Source organism: Streptomyces sp. NPDC003300 (genome assembly GCF_040610915.1).
Lineage (GTDB): Bacteria > Actinomycetota > Actinomycetes > Streptomycetales > Streptomycetaceae > Actinacidiphila.
Genome location: NZ_JBEXNE010000035.1, coordinates 14,056 through 29,679, shown reverse-complemented (window position 1 = coordinate 29,679; position 15,624 = coordinate 14,056). Strand labels below are relative to the sequence as shown.

Below are 15,624 nucleotides of genomic sequence, written 5' to 3'. Positions count from 1 at the left end.
CAGGTGTCCGGAGGCCGCTTGGAGAGCGCTCTCCAAGCATCGATCAGTGTCATGTACTCACCACCCTCCGTCAAGGGAGCCTCCCGCCGGGCGCCTCGCGCGGCCGACGCGGTGGCGCGCGGGCCGGACCGGCCCCTGCCGGCCCATGGATCACCGGCGCCCGGACGGCGATACTGGGGGCATGACGTTCGTCGTTTTCATGACCCTGCCCGGTCTGGTCATCCTGCTGACCCTGGTGGCCTTCGCCGATCAGATGCTCATGCGGGCCGGGCGGGCCGGAATCCTGCCGTGGCGCGGCCCTGGCCGCCAGGGGCAGATCTCGTCCACCGGCTTCGAGATGCTGCACGCGAGCTTCTCGCCGGGCAAGCAGAACGAGTTGAAGGAGCGGCAGTCGGCCCTCGTGCTGCGGGACGACGAGGAGGACGGCGCGCCCGCGAACCGTACGACCGTCGATCTCCAGCGCGGGACCGCGGTCGTACGGATGGCGCGGCCCCGCTCCTGAGGCGCGACCTTCGGAACTCCTCTCGCCTAGGACGGCACGCGGCTCGCGACCGCCGCGTCCAGTCGGCTCACTTCGTCCTCCCCCAGGTGCAGTTCGGCGGCGCGGGCGGAGTCGAGGATCGTCTCGGGGCGGCGGGCGCCCGGTATGGGGATGAGGGCCGGGCTGGTGGACAACAGCCAGGACAGCGCGGTGCGTTGCGGGCTGGCGTCGTGGGCGCGGCCGATCTCGGTGAAGGCGGCGGTGAGTTCGTCGTCCTTCGTGCCGATGGTGCCCAACGGCCGCCAGGCCAGAAAGGCCAGACCGAGTTCCTCCGCGCGACGCAGTACCGCGCGGTGCTGTACGGCGCTGGGTGAGAACTCGTTCTGCACGGCGACGAGGGCGTCACCCAACAGCTCGTGTGCCTGGTCGAGTTCGGCGACGGTGACGTTGGAGACACCGACCGAGGTGACGGTCCCGTCGGCGACCAGCCGGAGCAGCGCCGTCAGCGAGTCGGCGATCGGCACCACCGGGTCGGGTGCGTGCAGGAAGAACAGCTCGATACGGTCAAGGCGGAGCCGGTCGCGGGACGCGGCGGCCGAGCGGACGAGGTGGTCGGGGCTGCTGTCGGTGAGCCACCGCCCGTCGCCCGGTCTGACCCGGCCCGCCTTCGTCACCACCGTGACTCCGGAGGCGTCGCCGTCCCAGCTCTCCAGCGCGTCGGCGATCAGCGTCTCGTTGTGGCCTACTTCGTCGGCACCTGTGTGGTAGGCGGAGGCGGAGTCGATGAGGGTCACTCCGGCGTCGAGCGCGGTGTGGATCGTCGCCGTGGCACGGGCGCGGTCCGGGCGCCCTTCGATGGACAGCAGCATGCCGCCAAGGCCGACCGGGAAGACCTTCGAACTCCCGCACGCGCGGGTCGGGTTGGTGAGGTGCGGTGGGTGGTGCATACGGCTCCCTGTCTCGTGTGATGGTGCTGCCGCGTGCGGCGCCGGGGTCCTGGCGGCGCCTAGCGGCGTACCGCGAGGCGGCCTCGTGAGAAGACGGCGGCGACCTCGGCCTCCGGGTCCGCCAGCCGCTCGACGTGGACAGCGGGGTTGTGGCGGGTCAGGACGATGTCGGCGCGGGCGCCGGGCGCGAGCACACCGAGTTCACCGGCCGCGCCGAGCAGCCGGGCGCCGGTGGTGGTGGCGCTGCGCAGCACCGCCCAGCCCGGCTGTACCCTGGCCCGCAGCGCGAACTCCCGCGACTGGTGGACGTGCATCGCGCCGAGCAGGTCGGTGCCGAAGGCGATCGGGGCATCGGCGGCGTGGGCGTGGGCCAGCGCGGTGAGGCCGCTGTCCCGGACGGCCGCGACCTTGGCGGTGCTCGCGGGCGGAAGCCCGTGGAGCGGACCCTCCTGCGCCAGCACCGTGTACGTCACCAGCGTCGGCACGTAGTACGCGTCGTGCTCGGCGAACAGCCGGGCCTCGTCCGGGCCGATCAGATTGCCGTGCTCGATGGTGCGTACGCCCAGGCGCAGCGCGCGGGCCACCGCCTGCGGGGTGTAGGCGTGCCCGGCGCAGTAGACGCCCGCACGCGCGGCCTCGTCGACCGCCGCGCGGATCTCGTCCTCGCTGTACTGCGGGGTGTCGATCCGGTCGGTGGGGCTGGAGATCCCGCCGGAGAGCATGAGTTTCACGAACGACGCCCCGGACCGTACGCCTTCGCGTACGGCGGTGCGCAGTGCGTCGGGTCCGTCGACGATCCGGCCGATGCCGGGCACGGCCGGATGGTCGTCGGCGTGGTAACGGCCACGGGGTCGCAGGTCGCCGTGGCCCCCGGTCTGCGACAGCGCCTTGCCGCACACGTACAGCCGGGGTCCTGGCGCCAGCCCCTCGTCCAGGGCGTCGGCCAGCCCGGCGTCGGCGCCGCCCGCGTCCCGGACGGTGGTGAAGCCGCGTTCGAGCATCGCGCGCAGTTCCCGTAGCGCGTGGGCGGTGACGTAGCTGGGCGCCATCCCGGTGTCGGCCCACTCGTCGGCGGTCACCGAGGTGACGTGCACGTGGCAGTCGATGAAGCCGGGGACCGCGTACAGGTCGGTGCCGTCCACGTCGCCGGGCGCGAGTGGGTCGGGGGTGTCGGCCGTGACGGCGGTGATCCGGTCTCCTTCCAGGGTGATCCGCCGGTCCCTGAGGATCTGTTCGCTCTCGGGGTCCACCACGTGGACGTGTCTGATGTCCATGCCGGTACGCCGCTCCTCGTCTCCGCTACACCCGTCGCCCGTTGGCTCGCGCCCCCGCGCTCAGGCGCCGAACAGCTCGTCGACGGTGGTCGTGGTGCCGGCGTTGCCGACCATGAAGCCGTAGTCGCCCGGCGCGGTGCGGGAGTAGCCCTCGCGGCTGAGCACCAGGATGTTGGAGTCGTACGGCGCGACGAGCTGTTCCAGCGTCTCGAAGGTGTACGGGTCCACGACCTCGCCCAGCACCGTGCCGCCCTTGATGACCTCGCCGAGCCGGTCAGGGGTGAAGTGGGAGATCATCGTGCCGCCCTTGGTCGGGCGCAGCGTGACGAGTTCGGTCATCACCGTCTGCTGCTCGACGATCGCCTCGGGGGCGCCTTCCAGCATGCCGATGCCCTTGAGCATGTTGCGGCCCTGGCGTACGGCCTTGTCGAGGAAGGCGTCGGTGAGCTGCCCGCCGCCGCCCAGTTCGCAGACGGTCGAGGAGATGCCGTTCTTGATCGCCCAGGCGTTGGAGGTGCCCTCGTAGGGCTCGTGGTGGTAGAGCAGCGCGGCGCCGAAGGACGTGGCCATCTCCCGGCCGTCGTCCATGATGTAGGAGTACTCGACCGTGGAGTACAGGCCGCTGGAGTGGAAGTCCACGAAGTAGTCGGCCTGGAGCATGATCTCGGCGAGTACGGCGGCCAGTTGCTCGGTGACCGAGCCGTTGCGGTCGCCGGGGAAAATGCGGTTGAGGTTGAGGCCGTCCTGCGGGGTGAAGCGGGACATCGCCGCGTACGCGTACGGGTTGGCCACCGGTACGGCGACGATCGTGCCCGCCAGTTCCGCGGGGTCGACCGACGAGACGAACCTGCGGATCTCCTCGGGTCCCATGGCCTCGTCGCCGTGGACGCCGCCGAAGGCGACCAGGGTGGGCCCCGGCCGGGCGCCGGTCAGGCGGTGGACGGTGAGCGCGAGGTCGTGCCCGTTGTCCACGCGGGTGACGGGGACGGTCTCGACGGTGTGGCCGGGCTGCGCGGCCGGAGTACCGGTGGCTGTGGTGTCGCTCATCCGCTGTGTCTCCTTGCTGATACGGGTACTGATACGGGGATCGGTGCTCGGGTTCTTGTCGTCGCCGGGGCCGGGGACGGTGTCCCCGGCCCCGGCGGGGGTCACCGCATGTCGCCGATCGCGGACGCCTCCTGGCGCAGCGCGGGAACGGCTCCTTCGGCGAGGTCGAGGGTGAAGCGGGCGGCGGGTCCGCTGATGGAGAGTCCGGCGACCGCGACGCCGTCGGGGCCGACGACGGCGGCGGCCCGGCAGCGCAGGCCCACGCTGTAGGTCTCCTCGTCCACGGCGTAGCCGCGCCGCCTGGCCTCCTCCAGCTCCGGCTGCATCTTCTCCAGCGTGGCCTCGGGGTCCGCCACGTCGGCGCCGCGCAGCAGCGCGAGCTGCCGGGCGCGGGGCAGCCGGGACATGATGGCCTTGCCGAGCGCGGAGTTGTCGGGCGGTATGAACTCGCCGATGCGGTTCACCGCGCGCAGCGGCTGCTCGGACTCGGTGCGGGCGATGATGAACATGCTGTTCCCGACGATGCGTCCGGCGGTGGTGCTCTCGCCGGTGACGCCGGTGAGCAGCCGGGTGGCCTGCTGGAGGCGGTCGTTGCTGTAGAGGTGTTCGCTGACGGCCGCGGCCATGGCGGCGAGCCGTCGGCCGGGCACGAAGCGGTGCGAGGTGGTCTCGTTGAGGAAGCCCCAGGTGACGAGCTGGGCCGTCAGCCGGGACACGGTGGACAGCGGCGCGTCGGCCGCCGCCGCCAGTTCGGTGAGGGTCAGCGGTGCGCCCTCGGCGACCACGGACTGCTCCAGCAAGTTGAGGATGCGCCCCATGTAGCTGGGTGACTTGGTGTTCTCGCTGGGGGCCGGTACGGGGACTTCGGTGTCCTCTGCCATGGGTACGTGCGTCTCCTGTCGTCCCAAGTCGGTTGCTTTGGGCGGCTGTTCGGGCAGGTCGGTCACCATCCCGTGGCCCGTCCCGGGCGCCGCGGGTCGCAGTATCCGTGGCGGTGGCCGTCCGCGTCGACTTCCACCGCGTGGACGGATCCGAAGTGCCAGAAGTAGGGGGTGGTCAGTCGTACGTCGGCGCCGTAGCGGGTGGCGAGCGCGTCGAGCACCCGCGGGTCGACCCGTGCCTCGACGGTGAACGGCTGGTCGGTCTGGACGCCCTGGAAGCGCGGCGCGTCGATCGAGTCGGCCAGGTCGAGGCCGTATCCGAGGTGGTTGGCCAGGACGATCGCGGTGGCGCGCGCGGACAGGCCCGGTGACCCGAGGGCCAGGTGCGGGGTTCCGTCGCGGGCGACCATGGTGGGCGGGAAGGGCGACAGGACGCGCCGCCCATCGCCGTCGCCGGTGCCGGGGAAGCTGTTCCCGCTGTTGACGTGGACGCCGTCCACGACCAGGCCGGTGCCGAAGGTGGTGCCGTAGACGCTGTGGGTGAGCGACGCCATGTTGCCCGCGCCGTCCACCGCCACGACGTGGTCGGTGTTGTGGGTGTGCGGCGCGCCGGGCGGCCGTACCGTACCGCCGCTCGCGGGCGCCGGGTCGCGTCGGGTGTTGCCGCGGATCAGCGCGGCCAGCGACGCCGTGAAGTCGGGCGAGAGGAGTTCGTCCACCGGGACGTCGAAGGACAGCGGGTCCTTGACGAAGCGCTCGGTGAAGAATTCGGCGAACGCCATGGCGCGTCGCAGCACTTCGAGGGCTTCGGCGTCGCGGGTGTAGTGGCCCAGGGCGGGCAGGTCGAAGTGTTCCAGGATGCCGAGCACGAGGCCGATGAGGACGCCCGCGGACGACGGGGGCGGGGCGCCGACGATCTCGTGGTCCCGGTAGGCGCGCCGCACCGGGCGGCTCGCGCGGGCGGTGTAGTCGTCGAGGTCGCGGGCGGTCACGGTGCCGCCGGTCTCGCGGACCGCGGCCACGAAGCGCGACGCCCACGCGCCGCGGTAGACGTGGTCGGGGCCGTCGGCGGCGATCCGCCGCATCGTCTCGGCCAGCGCCGGGCGGACCAGCCGCTCCCCGACGGGCGGTACGTGGCCGTCGGGCAGGAATTCGGCGCGGCCCGAAGGGTGCGCCGCCAACCGGCCCGCGGCGGCCTCGAATGCCTCGCCGTACAGGAAGGAGTACATCGGGAAGCCGGCGGCGGCGACCTCGACGGCGGGTGCGAAGTAGTCGGCCCAGGGGACGCTGCCGTGGCGTTCCATGGCCAGGTGCATGCCCGCGACCGCGCCGGGGACCGCGACGCGGCGGCCGGAGGAGGCGCCGAGGGCGCCGTCCACCGTCACGTAGTGGTCCCAGGTGGCGGAGACCGGCGGGCTGTCGCGGGTGTGGTCGAGTTCGCCGTCGATGTAGTCGTAGGCGCGCCGGGCGGCGTCGTAGTAGAGCACGGACATGCCACCGGCCAGGGTGGTCATCTGTGGTTCGACCACGCCTTGCAGGGGGACGGCCGTGAGCACCGCGTCCATGGCGTTGCCGCCGCGCCGCAGGACGTCGAGCATCGCGTCGGCGACGGCCGGGTGCATGGCGGAGACCATGGCGGTGCCGCCGTGGGCGGAGTCCTTCCGCCCCTGTTCGAGTGCCCGGTCCACGACCGGCCGCTGGCCCGCCGTCATGCCGGTCCGCTCCCCTGGTCCGCCGGTGCGCCCGGACCCGGCTGCGGGAGCGGCGCCGGTCCGATGCCCATCGCGGAGGCCACCAGGCCGACCGGCGGGGAGCCGAAGGCCATCAGCTCACGGTGGAAGCGCGGCAGCGTGAAGCCGCTGCCCCACGCGGTCTTCGCCTGGTCGCGCAGCCGCCGCATGAGGACCTTGCCCCAGGTGTAGCGGATGTAGGTCGGCTCCCACACACCGCGCAGCGCCTCGGCCCGCGCGGCCGGTCCCGCCAGGAACGCCTTGCGTTCGAAGAGGGCGATGGCGTCGTCGAGGGTGAGGGCGCCGGTGTGGATGCCGAGCGCGGCCTGGACGCGGACGACCCGCATCATGGCTTCCTGCGCCATGCCGAACTGGTAGAGGGGGCTGTCGTCCTGGTAGCCCTCCTCCCACATCATCTCCTCGGCGTAGTGCGCCCAGCCCTCGAAGAACAGCTCGGACCAGAGCGTCTTGCGAATCGGCCGGTCGACCTTGCCCATCATCAGGGCGTGGCTGCAGTGGCCGGGCCCGATCTCGTGGACGGCCATCACGGCCATCGCGGGCCGGTTGAACCGGGACAGCCAGGCACGGTGGTCGTCGACCGACCAGTGCGGCGACGGTCCGGTCACGTGGAAGAGCGAGTGGCCGCGCGTCTCCCACGGCGCGGTCCAGCTCACCCGGCCCGCGGCCCAACTCCGCGCGGGCGGGCTGGGTTCGATGACGCACGCCTCGTCGACGACGGGCACCAGTTCGCGCTCGCGCACGAAGCGCGCGGCCAGCGCGACCTGGGCCTGGGTGTCGGCGAGGATGCGCGGGAAGTCGCCGTGGTCGGCGCGTACCCGGGCGCTGAGCCGCCGGGTCCTGGCGGCCGGGTCGTCGGCGCCCGCGGGGTCGAGCCGGGCCGCGGCGTCGTCCAGGATGTCGCTCATCCGCGCGTACTCGCTGTCGGCCATGGCGGCCAGTTCGTCCAGGTCCACCGGGACGCGGTCCTCGCAGCCGAGGAGCGCGGTGAGGTCGGCCCTGCCGAGTCCCGCTGCCGGAGCGGCCTCGCGCGCCGCGCGTTCGAGGTGGGCGGTCAGCCGTTCCAGCGCGGCCAGGGCGCGTACGCCGTCCTCGCCGTCGTCGGCGCGGACCTCGGCGGCCATTCCGCGCGCCGCGGGCAGGAACATCCCGGCGACGGAGGACGACAGTTCGTCCAGTGCCTCGATCGCGTTGTCCACGGCGTCCGGCCAGAGCCGCAGGTGGCGGCGCCTGGCCCGCACGCGTACCGCGTCGTCGTCGTAGGGCCGGTCGTACGGCGACAGGTCCAGCGCCTCGATGTGGACCCAGGGGTCCCAGCGGTGCTGGCGGATACGGCCGAACCGGGTCCGCATCGCGTTCTCGGTGGCGGCGAGCTGTGCTTCGTCGTGCGCGTCGTCCAGCGTGGGACCGCCCAGCGCGGCCAGCGCCGAGGCCACCCCGGCAGGCGACAGGTCGACGATCGTGCCGTCGTACTCGTCGTGCAGTCCTGAGTATTCGCGCAGGTAGGCGGCGTCCAGGTCGCAGACGTGGCGCAGCCGTGGGAACAGCTCAGCCATCGGGGGTCTCCTTGGTCGTACGAAGGCGGGTGGTGTGCGGGTACGCGGACGCGGGTGCGGCGTGGCCCGATGCGGTGGTGGCGGTCGGTCACAGCTCCAGTCGTCGGCCGCGCTGGACGACGCGCAGGAGCAGGGCGCCGAGTCCGACGACGAGCACCGACAGCGCGGTCATGATCGTGGACAGGGCCGCGGGGGTCGGGTCCTGGTAGTTGTTGAGGTAGCCGTACATCCACACCGGCAGGGTCTGCTGGTCGGAGGTGAGCAGGAAGATCGACAGGTCGATCTCGTTGAAGCTGACGAGGAAGGCGAAGACGCCGCTGATGAGCAGGGCGGGCGCGATCTGCGGCAGCGTCGTGCGCAGGAAGGCGCGCAGCGGCGAGGCACCGAGGTCGATCGCCGCGTAGTCCAGGGTGCGGTCGGCCCGGGTCAGGGCGGCGGACAGCAGCACGATCACAAATGGCACGGTCGCCACGGTGTGGGCGAGGACCACCGCCCACCGCCCGGAGGGCAGACCCGCCCGGGCGAGCAGCATGAACACGGCGAAGCCGAAGGCGATCTTGGGCACCACGACGGGTGAGAAGAGCGCCGACTGCACCACCCCGCTGCCCCGGAAGCGGTAGCGGACCAGGGCGACCGCGCCGGCGGAGCCGAGCAGGACGGCGAGCACCGCGACCAGCGCCCCGATCCACAGACTGCCGACGAAGGCGTCCATGACGCCGTCCTGGTGGTAGAGGTTGGTGTACCAGCGGGTGGAGAAGCCGGGCGGCGGCCATACCCCGTAGGAGACCGACGACAGCGAGCTGATCACGACGATCGCGGCGGGCACGAGCTGGAAGGCGTACAGCACGGCCATCCACACGCCGAGTCCGCGGATGCCACGGGGCGGCGAGGGGCTGATGGTGACTCCGCCCTGGTCGGCCTCGGCGAACCGGCGCTGGAGGAGGACGAACGCTCCGGTGGAGACCAGCGCGAGGATCAGCAGCACCAGGGCGCAGACGGAGGCGCCCGGATAGTCCGTGGTGCCGACCAGGGAGTAGATGCTGGTGGACAGGGTCGCGACCCGCCCGCCTCCCAGGAGGCTGGGGGCGGTGAAGCTGGAGATGGTCAGGGCGAAGGTGAGCTGGCATCCGGCGATCAGGCCCGGCGCGCTCAGCGGCAGGGTGATCGAGCGGAAGGTGCGCCAGCGGGAGGCGCCGAAGTCGTCGGCCGCGTCGGCGAGGGTCCCGTCGATCTGCCGGAAGGTGCTGCTGATCGGCAGGACCATCAGCGGCAGCAGGGTGTGCACGAGGGCGATGACGACGGCGCTGCGCTCGTAGAGCAGGTGGACGGGGCCGATGCCGAACAGGCCGAGCGCGGAGTTGAGGAAACCCTCCTGGCCGAGCAGCAGTTGCCAGGCGTAGACGCTGGCGATGCCGGAGAAGACCAGCGAGGAGAAGACCACCGCGTATCCGGCGTTGCGCCAGCCGGTCCGCTTGGTGTGGTGCAGTGCCAGGGCGGTGAGGTAGCCGACGACCGCGGTGATCGCGGTGACCAGCAGACCGACGAGTACGGTCTGCCAGATCACCGACCAGTAGTAGGAGCTGGTGAGGACTTTCGTCCACGTGGCCAGGGTGTTGGTGGTGTTGACGCCGCCGGGTTGGTACTTCTGCAGGGAGTACTCGACGAGCGACTCCATGGCGAAGGCGAACACCGCGAGCAGCAGCACGATGCTGGGCGCGAGCAGGAGGAGTGCGGTGCGCCGGTCGCGGCCCTTGCCGGTGAAGGCTTTGGGCTGCGCTCGGCGGGGTCCCGGCTTCTCCGGGGCCGGGCGCTCCGCCGTGGCCGTCGCCGCCCCGCTCACCGGGGCGGCTTCTCGTATGCCGCCTGGAGGGTTGTCCGCCATCGTGCAGGTCCTTCCGGTCGTGGGGTGGACGTCGTCGGGGCTGAGCCGTGAGAACCGGGCTGTCGGAACCGGTCCGTGAGAGCTGAGCCGTAAGAACTGGAGCCGTCGGAACTGAGTCGTACGAACGGGGCCGTCAGATCTTGGAGACGACTTCCTCGTTCCACCGCGCGGTCCAGGCGGCCATGTTCTTGCCGACGGTGTCCCAGTCGACGTCCACGAACTTCTGGTCGGCGCCGGCGGCGATGGCCGGGATGGCCTGGAGCTTCGGGGTCAGCTTCGAGGTGCTGGAGGCGGGGATCTCGACCGAGGTGTCCACCCAGCGCTGGTTCCACTTGGGCTGGAGCATCTCGTTGACGATGTCGTAGCAGACCTCGAGCTGGTCGTCGGAGGAACCGGAGTTGATGTTGACGCCGACCGGGTCGAAGAAGGCGCCCTCGGTGGGGCGGCTGAAGCCCAGCGGCGCGCCCTGGGCGTGCCAGGCCGTCGAGGTGCCCAGGTAGTGCGAGGTCAGCGGGGCCTCGCTGGTGGAGAGCACGTTGAGGAACTGGGGGTTGGCCGTCACGATCGTGCGGATGTTCTTGGCGTGCTCGATCCACAGCTTGAAGCCGGGGTCCATGTTGTCCCAGCCGCCGCCGTTGAGCTTGGCGGCCATGCCGATGGCCCACCAGGGGATGGTGAAGAAACAGAGCTTTCCGCGCTGGTCGGGCGACCACAGGTCGGTCCAGGACGCGAAGCCCTTGGGGTAGGTCTTGGTGTTGTAGACCAGCCCCATCTGGTCGGCGCCGAACACCACACCGCAGTGGTCGCGCTCGACGAACTGGGCGTGCAGTTGCGAGGTGTTGGGGATCTTGCTGTAGTCCAGCTTGAGGTACATACCGGTGGCCTTGCCGGTGGCCGTCGCGCCGCCGTTGGAGAAAACCAGGTTGTTCAGCGGCTTGTGCGGGTTCGCCTGGTAGGCGGCGGTCTGCTTGGCGAGGTTGAGCGTGTCGTCGATCTTGATCTGCACGTTGGGGTGCTTGTCCTGGTACTCCTTGGCGAACTCCCTGGGCATGAGGCCGAGATCGGCGCCCGCGAAGGGGGTCATGGTGATGGTGAGCTTCTTGCCCGCTCCCTTGCCCGCGCCCGAACTCGCCGACGTGCCGGGCTGCTTGTTCGAGGCGCAGGCGGCCAGGAACAGTCCGGCCGCCACCGCGCCGCCGCCGGTCAGCAGCGAGCGCCGCGACACCGGGGTACGGCCGGTGCCTTCCCCTGCGGGCGACGCGGCTCCGGCCGCCGCCGCCTTGTCCCCGTTCGATCTGCCCGTGTTGCTGTGCATGGTCTCTCCCTGGGTGGTCACAGCACTTCTGGTGGTGGGCCCGCGCTCGGCCGGGACTGTCGCGCGGACAGGCCCGGTGGCCCGTCGCGCGGACGAGTCCTACGAGTCGGCGCCGAGCATGACGGCGGCGTCGGACGGCCAGCCGATCTCGACCTCGTCCCCCGTGGCGATCCCCCGTGCGTCCTTGGCGGGGAGTTGTACGACCAGTTCCTGCCTGGAGTCGGCGACGGCCACCTGGAAGCGGATGCTGGCTCCCTGGAAGGTCAGGTCCGTGACGCGGGCGGTGAAGCGGTTGTCGAAGTCGCTGGTCAGCCGGGGCCGCATGGCGATGGCCTCGGGCCGGACCGACAGCGCCGTGCCGGGCCCCGGCGTGCGGCAGGTGAAGCCGTCCGCGCGCAGCACCCGGTCGGCGACGGCGCCGCGGATGATGTTGGTGTCGCCGAGGAACGTGGCGACGAATTCGGTGGCGGGGCGGTCGTAGAGCTCGTCGGGCCGCCCGACCTGCTCCACACGGCCCTGGTTCATCAGGGCGATCCGGTCGGAGATGGTGAACGCCTCGGTCTGGTCGTGGGTGACGAAGACGAAGGTGGTCCCTGACTCCTGCTGGATCTGCTTCAGGGCGCGCTGCATCTGCACCCGCAGCCGCAGGTCCAGCGCGCCCAGGGGTTCGTCGAGCAGCAGTACGGCGGGCTTGTTGGCCAGGGCGCGGGCGATCGCCACCCGCTGCTGCTGGCCGCCGGACAACTGGGCGGGCTTGCGGTTGGCGTACCCCGCGAGGTCGACCAGGTCCAGCATGTCGGTGACGGTCGACCGGATCTCCGCCCGTGACTGGCGGCGTATCTTCGGACCGAAAGCGATGTTTTCGGCCACGGTGAGGTGCGGGAAGAGCGCCAGTCTCTGGAAGATCAGGTTGGTCGGCCGCTTGTTGGGTGGCACTCCGGTCATGTCCTTGCCCGCGATGGCGACGGTGCCTTCCGTGGGCTGTTCGAGACCGGCGAGTATCCGCAGCGTGGTGGACTTGCCGCATCCCGACGGTCCCAGGAGCGAGAAGAACTCGCCTCGCCTGACACCGAGGTTCATGCTGGTCACCGCGGTCTCGCCGCCGGGGTAGGTCTTGCTGACATTGGTCAATCGGGCGTCGAGGGCCGACGGATCGTCCGGGTTCACAGCGTTCACCTGAACTTCCATTCATTGGAACTTGGCTTCCACTGGGGTGAGCAGGACGCTAAGTGAGCGACAAGGGTGCGGTCAACGGTCGATCACGAAGTTCTTGAATCGGCGACGACGCACAGGGCACCGTTCAAGCCATCCGACCGGGCTCGCGAGCGGGTCGGGAAATCGTCGTCCGGGCGCTCAACGCCCGCCCGCCACCTGCGAGTTGACTCCCCCGGGCCGCACGGGGCCGAGCCCGCGCGGAGCGCCGCCGGGCGGGGAGAAAATTTCGTCCGATCCGCCCGGTAAAACCTGTGTTACGCGGACGGAAGGGACGTCAGCGCGCCGCCCAGAGCCCCCGGACATGCCCGATGTGCCGGTGCATCATCAGCTCGGCGCCCACCGCGTCGCCGTACTCCACGAAGTCCGTGAGCTGGTGGTGCTCCATCGCCGACTCGACGAGGCTGCCGTCGGCGAGCAGCGGCGCGAGGCCCAGCAGCCGGGTCCGCGCGCGCAGACCCGCGACGACGTTCACCAGGTGCCGGTTGCCGGTGTAGCCCAGCAGCGTGAGGTGGAAGATCCGGTCGGCCTCGACGTATCCGACCAGGTCACCGGCGCGCGCGGCGACGACGATGTGCTCGGCGAGCGTGCGCAGCAGGGGCAGGTCGGCGGCGGGGACCAGCGGGACGACGGCGCGTACGGCGGGCGGTTCGATCAGCAGGCGGACGGCGGTGATCTGGTCCAGGTCCTGGTCGGAGACCTCGGTGATCCGGAAGCCCTTGTTGGGCTGGGCCACCGCGAGCCCTTCCTTGACCAGGTCGAGCATGGCCTCCCGCACCGGGGTGGAGGACACGCCGAAGCGCGCCGCCAGGCTGGGAGCGGAGTAGACCGCGCCCGGGATCAGGTCCCCGGAGACCACGGCGGCGCGCAGTTCGTCGCGCACCCGGTCCCGCTGCGTCTCCCGGCCGTCGGCGCTCTGCCCACCGCTCACGTGCCCCGCCCTTCGGCTCTCCCGCGCCCCCGCCGCTCGGCCGGCGCATCGCCTGTCCGGGGTCAGGATGACAGCCGGGCGGGGTACGGCGGCGACAGGGCGGAGGGTCAATGAGGTTTCATTGTGCGGCGCAATGATATCCACGGACGCGCGAGCCGGGAACGAAAGGGGCAAAGGCGCATGTCCCCGCGCTGTTCACTCGAAGATCCGTCGAGGTCTGGCGTCAGTGCCATTGCACAGCTACTGTGACAGCGCAGCGCCCACGGTCCCGGCGGCCGGTCCGTAGCCCGTTGCGCACCACCGATCCGGGCTCCCGTCGCGGCGCCCCCGTCAGCGTCCAGGCGCCCAACGCGCGGCCCGCGAGCGCTCGTTCGCCCGCCCGGCCCCCGTCGTCCTCGCACCGCCGAGGCGGCGCGTCCGCCCTTCCCGTGAGGAGAACCGCATGCCCGACACCCAGGCGCAGCCCTGGCACGGGGTCTACGTCGCCACCGCGCTCCCGTTCCGCCCCGACGGTTCGGTCGACCTCGACGCGTACGGCGAGCACGTCCGGTTCCTGGCCGACGGCGGCTGCCACGGCGTGTGCCCCAACGGTTCGCTCGGCGAGTACCAGACCCTCAGTATCGACGAGCGCACCCGCGTGATGCGGACCGCGATCGAGGCGGCCCCCGAGGGCTTCGGGGTGATGCCCGGCGTGGCCGCGTACGGGTCACGGGAGGTCTGCGGGTGGATCGAGCGGGCGGCGGAGGCCGGCGCCGCATCCGTCCTGCTGCTGCCGCCCAACTCCTACCGGGCCTCGCGCTCCGACGTCGTCGCCCACTACCGCGAGGCCGCGCGGGTCGGGCTGCCCGTGGTCGCGTACAACAACCCCATCGACACCAAGGTCGACCTCACCCCCGGCCTGCTCGCCGAACTGCACGCCGAGAATCTGATCGTGGCGGTCAAGGAGTTCAGCGGCGATCCGCGCCGCGCCTATCTGCTGGCCGAGTCGGCGCCGGGCCTGGACCTGATCGTCGGCGCCGACGACATGGTGCTGGAACTGGGGCTCGCGGGCGCGGTCGGCTGGATCGCGGGCTACACCAACGCCTTCCCGGCCACCACCGTCGAGATGTTCCGCCTGATCACGTCGGACGACCCCGCCGACGTACCGGCCGGAATCGCCCTCTACCGCTCGCTGCACGCGCTGCTGCGCTGGGACTCCAAGACGGAATTCGTCCAGGCCATCAAGCTGTCCATGGATGTGGCCGGACGGTACGGCGGCCCCTGCCGTCCGCCGCGCGGTCCGCTGCCCGACGACGTCGCCGCGCGGATCACCGAGCTGACGAAGGCCGCGGTCGCGGAGGGCTGCCGATGAGGGCGCGGCGCGTCTTCCACGCCGTCGACTCCCACACCGAGGGCATGCCGACCCGTGTGATCACCGGCGGCGTGGGCGTCCTGCCGGGCGGCACCATGGCCGAGCGGCGTACGTGGTTCTTGGCCAACAAGGACGATCTGCGCACCCTGCTGATGTACGAGCCGCGCGGGCACGCCGCGATGAGCGGTGCGATCCTCCAGCCTCCGACCCGGCCCGACGCCGACTGGGGGGTGCTGTTCATCGAGGTGTCCGGGGTGCTGCCCATGTGCGGCCACGGCACCATCGGGGTGGCGACCGTGCTGGTCGAGACCGGCATGGTGGAGGTCCGCGAGCCGGTCACCGTGATCCGGCTGGACACCCCGGCGGGGCTGGTCACCGTGGAGGTGGCGGTCGAGGACGGCGCCGCCCGGTCGGTGACGCTGCGCAATGTCGCCTCGTACGCGCACGCGCTGGACCGGACCGTCACCGTGCCCGGCCTCGGCGAGGTGGGGTACGACCTCGCCTTCGGCGGCAACTTCTACGCCGTCGTCGACCTGGAGCGGATCGGCCTGCCCTTCGACCGGCGGGAGGGCGGACGGCTGCTGGAGGCGGGCCTGGCCGTCATGGCGGCGATCAACGAGGCCGACGAACCGGTCCATCCGGAGCGCCCTGACATCCGCGGCTGCCACCACGTCTATCTCACCGCGCCCGGCTCCACCGCCCGCCACTCCCGGCACGCCATGGCCATCCACCCCGGCTGGTTCGACCGCTCCCCGTGCGGTACGGGGACCAGCGCGCGGATGGCGCAGTTGCACGCCCGCGGGGAGCTCGCGCTGGACACCGACTTCGTGAACGAGTCGTTCATCGGCACCCGCTTCGTCGGCCGTCTGGTGGAGGAGACCGAGGTCGGCGGCGTCCCCGCGGTGGTACCGACCGTCACCGGGCGGGCATGGATCACCGGTACCGCCCAGTACATGCTCGACCCCGACGACCCCTTTCCCGCGGGATTCCTCCTGTAGT

At 71.5% G+C, this 15,624-nt stretch carries 13 protein-coding genes; 3 read left to right on the top strand and 10 right to left on the bottom strand.

Annotated elements, in window-relative coordinates; all coding sequences use genetic code 11:
• Positions 1-181: 181 nt before the first annotated feature.
• Positions 182-502, top strand: coding sequence for a DUF6191 domain-containing protein (locus tag ABZX65_RS32770; RefSeq protein ID WP_355348442.1), 321 nt, complete (start codon positions 182-184; stop codon positions 500-502).
• A 26-nt stretch (positions 503-528) separates the two neighbouring features.
• Here ABZX65_RS32770 and ABZX65_RS32765 read toward each other — a convergent pair whose 3' ends face one another.
• From ABZX65_RS32765 to ABZX65_RS32720, 10 genes are all read right to left on the bottom strand, one after another.
• Positions 529-1,428, bottom strand: a complete 900-nt coding sequence (locus tag ABZX65_RS32765; protein ID WP_355348439.1) for an aldo/keto reductase — start codon at positions 1,426-1,428, stop codon at positions 529-531.
• A gap of 59 nt (positions 1,429-1,487) precedes the next feature.
• Positions 1,488-2,702, bottom strand: a complete 1,215-nt coding sequence (locus ABZX65_RS32760) for an amidohydrolase family protein (protein WP_355348436.1) — start codon at positions 2,700-2,702, stop codon at positions 1,488-1,490.
• A 60-nt stretch (positions 2,703-2,762) separates the two neighbouring features.
• Entirely contained in the window at positions 2,763-3,749 is a 987-nt protein-coding gene (locus tag ABZX65_RS32755; protein WP_355348433.1) for a M14 family metallopeptidase, read from the bottom strand.
• 101 nt (positions 3,750-3,850) lie between these two features.
• A complete protein-coding gene (locus ABZX65_RS32750) occupies positions 3,851-4,630 on the bottom strand; it encodes an IclR family transcriptional regulator (protein ID WP_355348430.1) in 780 nt (259 codons plus the stop codon).
• 62 nt (positions 4,631-4,692) lie between these two features.
• Positions 4,693-6,342 (bottom strand): gamma-glutamyltransferase, encoded by a 1,650-nt coding sequence (locus ABZX65_RS32745; protein WP_355348427.1) that lies wholly within the window; start codon positions 6,340-6,342, stop codon positions 4,693-4,695.
• A complete protein-coding gene (locus tag ABZX65_RS32740) occupies positions 6,339-7,934 on the bottom strand; it encodes a DUF885 family protein (protein ID WP_355348424.1) in 1,596 nt (531 codons plus the stop codon). The genes ABZX65_RS32745 and ABZX65_RS32740 overlap by 4 nt, the downstream gene beginning before the upstream one ends.
• A gap of 88 nt (positions 7,935-8,022) precedes the next feature.
• The gene (locus ABZX65_RS32735) at positions 8,023-9,816 is read right to left on the bottom strand and encodes an iron ABC transporter permease (protein WP_355348421.1); all 1,794 of its coding nucleotides are present in this window, start codon (positions 9,814-9,816) and stop codon (positions 8,023-8,025) included.
• 133 nt (positions 9,817-9,949) lie between these two features.
• Complete coding sequence (locus ABZX65_RS32730) at positions 9,950-11,131, bottom strand: substrate-binding domain-containing protein (RefSeq protein ID WP_355348418.1); 1,182 nt, start codon at positions 11,129-11,131, stop codon at positions 9,950-9,952.
• Between the two features lie 99 nt (positions 11,132-11,230).
• Entirely contained in the window at positions 11,231-12,307 is a 1,077-nt protein-coding gene (locus ABZX65_RS32725; RefSeq protein ID WP_355348415.1) for an ABC transporter ATP-binding protein, read from the bottom strand.
• Between the two features lie 313 nt (positions 12,308-12,620).
• Positions 12,621-13,274, bottom strand: a complete 654-nt coding sequence (locus ABZX65_RS32720; RefSeq protein WP_355348412.1) for a GntR family transcriptional regulator — start codon at positions 13,272-13,274, stop codon at positions 12,621-12,623.
• Between the two features lie 442 nt (positions 13,275-13,716).
• Between ABZX65_RS32720 and ABZX65_RS32715 the strand changes: the two genes are divergently transcribed.
• Positions 13,717-14,625 (top strand): dihydrodipicolinate synthase family protein, encoded by a 909-nt coding sequence (locus ABZX65_RS32715; RefSeq protein ID WP_355348409.1) that lies wholly within the window; start codon positions 13,717-13,719, stop codon positions 14,623-14,625.
• Positions 14,622-15,623: a proline racemase family protein gene (locus ABZX65_RS32710; protein WP_355348406.1), complete on the top strand. Its 1,002-nt coding sequence runs from the start codon at positions 14,622-14,624 to the stop codon at positions 15,621-15,623. Before ABZX65_RS32715 ends, ABZX65_RS32710 begins: the two co-directional genes overlap by 4 nt.
• Position 15,624: the final 1 nt, after the last annotated feature.

Coding starts and splice junctions, on each gene's coding strand:
- ABZX65_RS32770 (WP_355348442.1), top strand. CDS start 182: ATGACGTTCGTCGTTTTCATGACCCTGCCCGGTCTGGTCATCCTGCTG.
- ABZX65_RS32765 (WP_355348439.1), bottom strand. CDS start 1,428: ATGCACCACCCACCGCACCTCACCAACCCGACCCGCGCGTGCGGGAGT.
- ABZX65_RS32760 (WP_355348436.1), bottom strand. CDS start 2,702: ATGGACATCAGACACGTCCACGTGGTGGACCCCGAGAGCGAACAGATC.
- ABZX65_RS32755 (WP_355348433.1), bottom strand. CDS start 3,749: ATGAGCGACACCACAGCCACCGGTACTCCGGCCGCGCAGCCCGGCCAC.
- ABZX65_RS32750 (WP_355348430.1), bottom strand. CDS start 4,630: ATGGCAGAGGACACCGAAGTCCCCGTACCGGCCCCCAGCGAGAACACC.
- ABZX65_RS32745 (WP_355348427.1), bottom strand. CDS start 6,342: ATGACGGCGGGCCAGCGGCCGGTCGTGGACCGGGCACTCGAACAGGGG.
- ABZX65_RS32740 (WP_355348424.1), bottom strand. CDS start 7,934: ATGGCTGAGCTGTTCCCACGGCTGCGCCACGTCTGCGACCTGGACGCC.
- ABZX65_RS32735 (WP_355348421.1), bottom strand. CDS start 9,816: ATGGCGGACAACCCTCCAGGCGGCATACGAGAAGCCGCCCCGGTGAGC.
- ABZX65_RS32730 (WP_355348418.1), bottom strand. CDS start 11,131: ATGCACAGCAACACGGGCAGATCGAACGGGGACAAGGCGGCGGCGGCC.
- ABZX65_RS32715 (WP_355348409.1), top strand. CDS start 13,717: ATGCCCGACACCCAGGCGCAGCCCTGGCACGGGGTCTACGTCGCCACC.
- ABZX65_RS32710 (WP_355348406.1), top strand. CDS start 14,622: ATGAGGGCGCGGCGCGTCTTCCACGCCGTCGACTCCCACACCGAGGGC.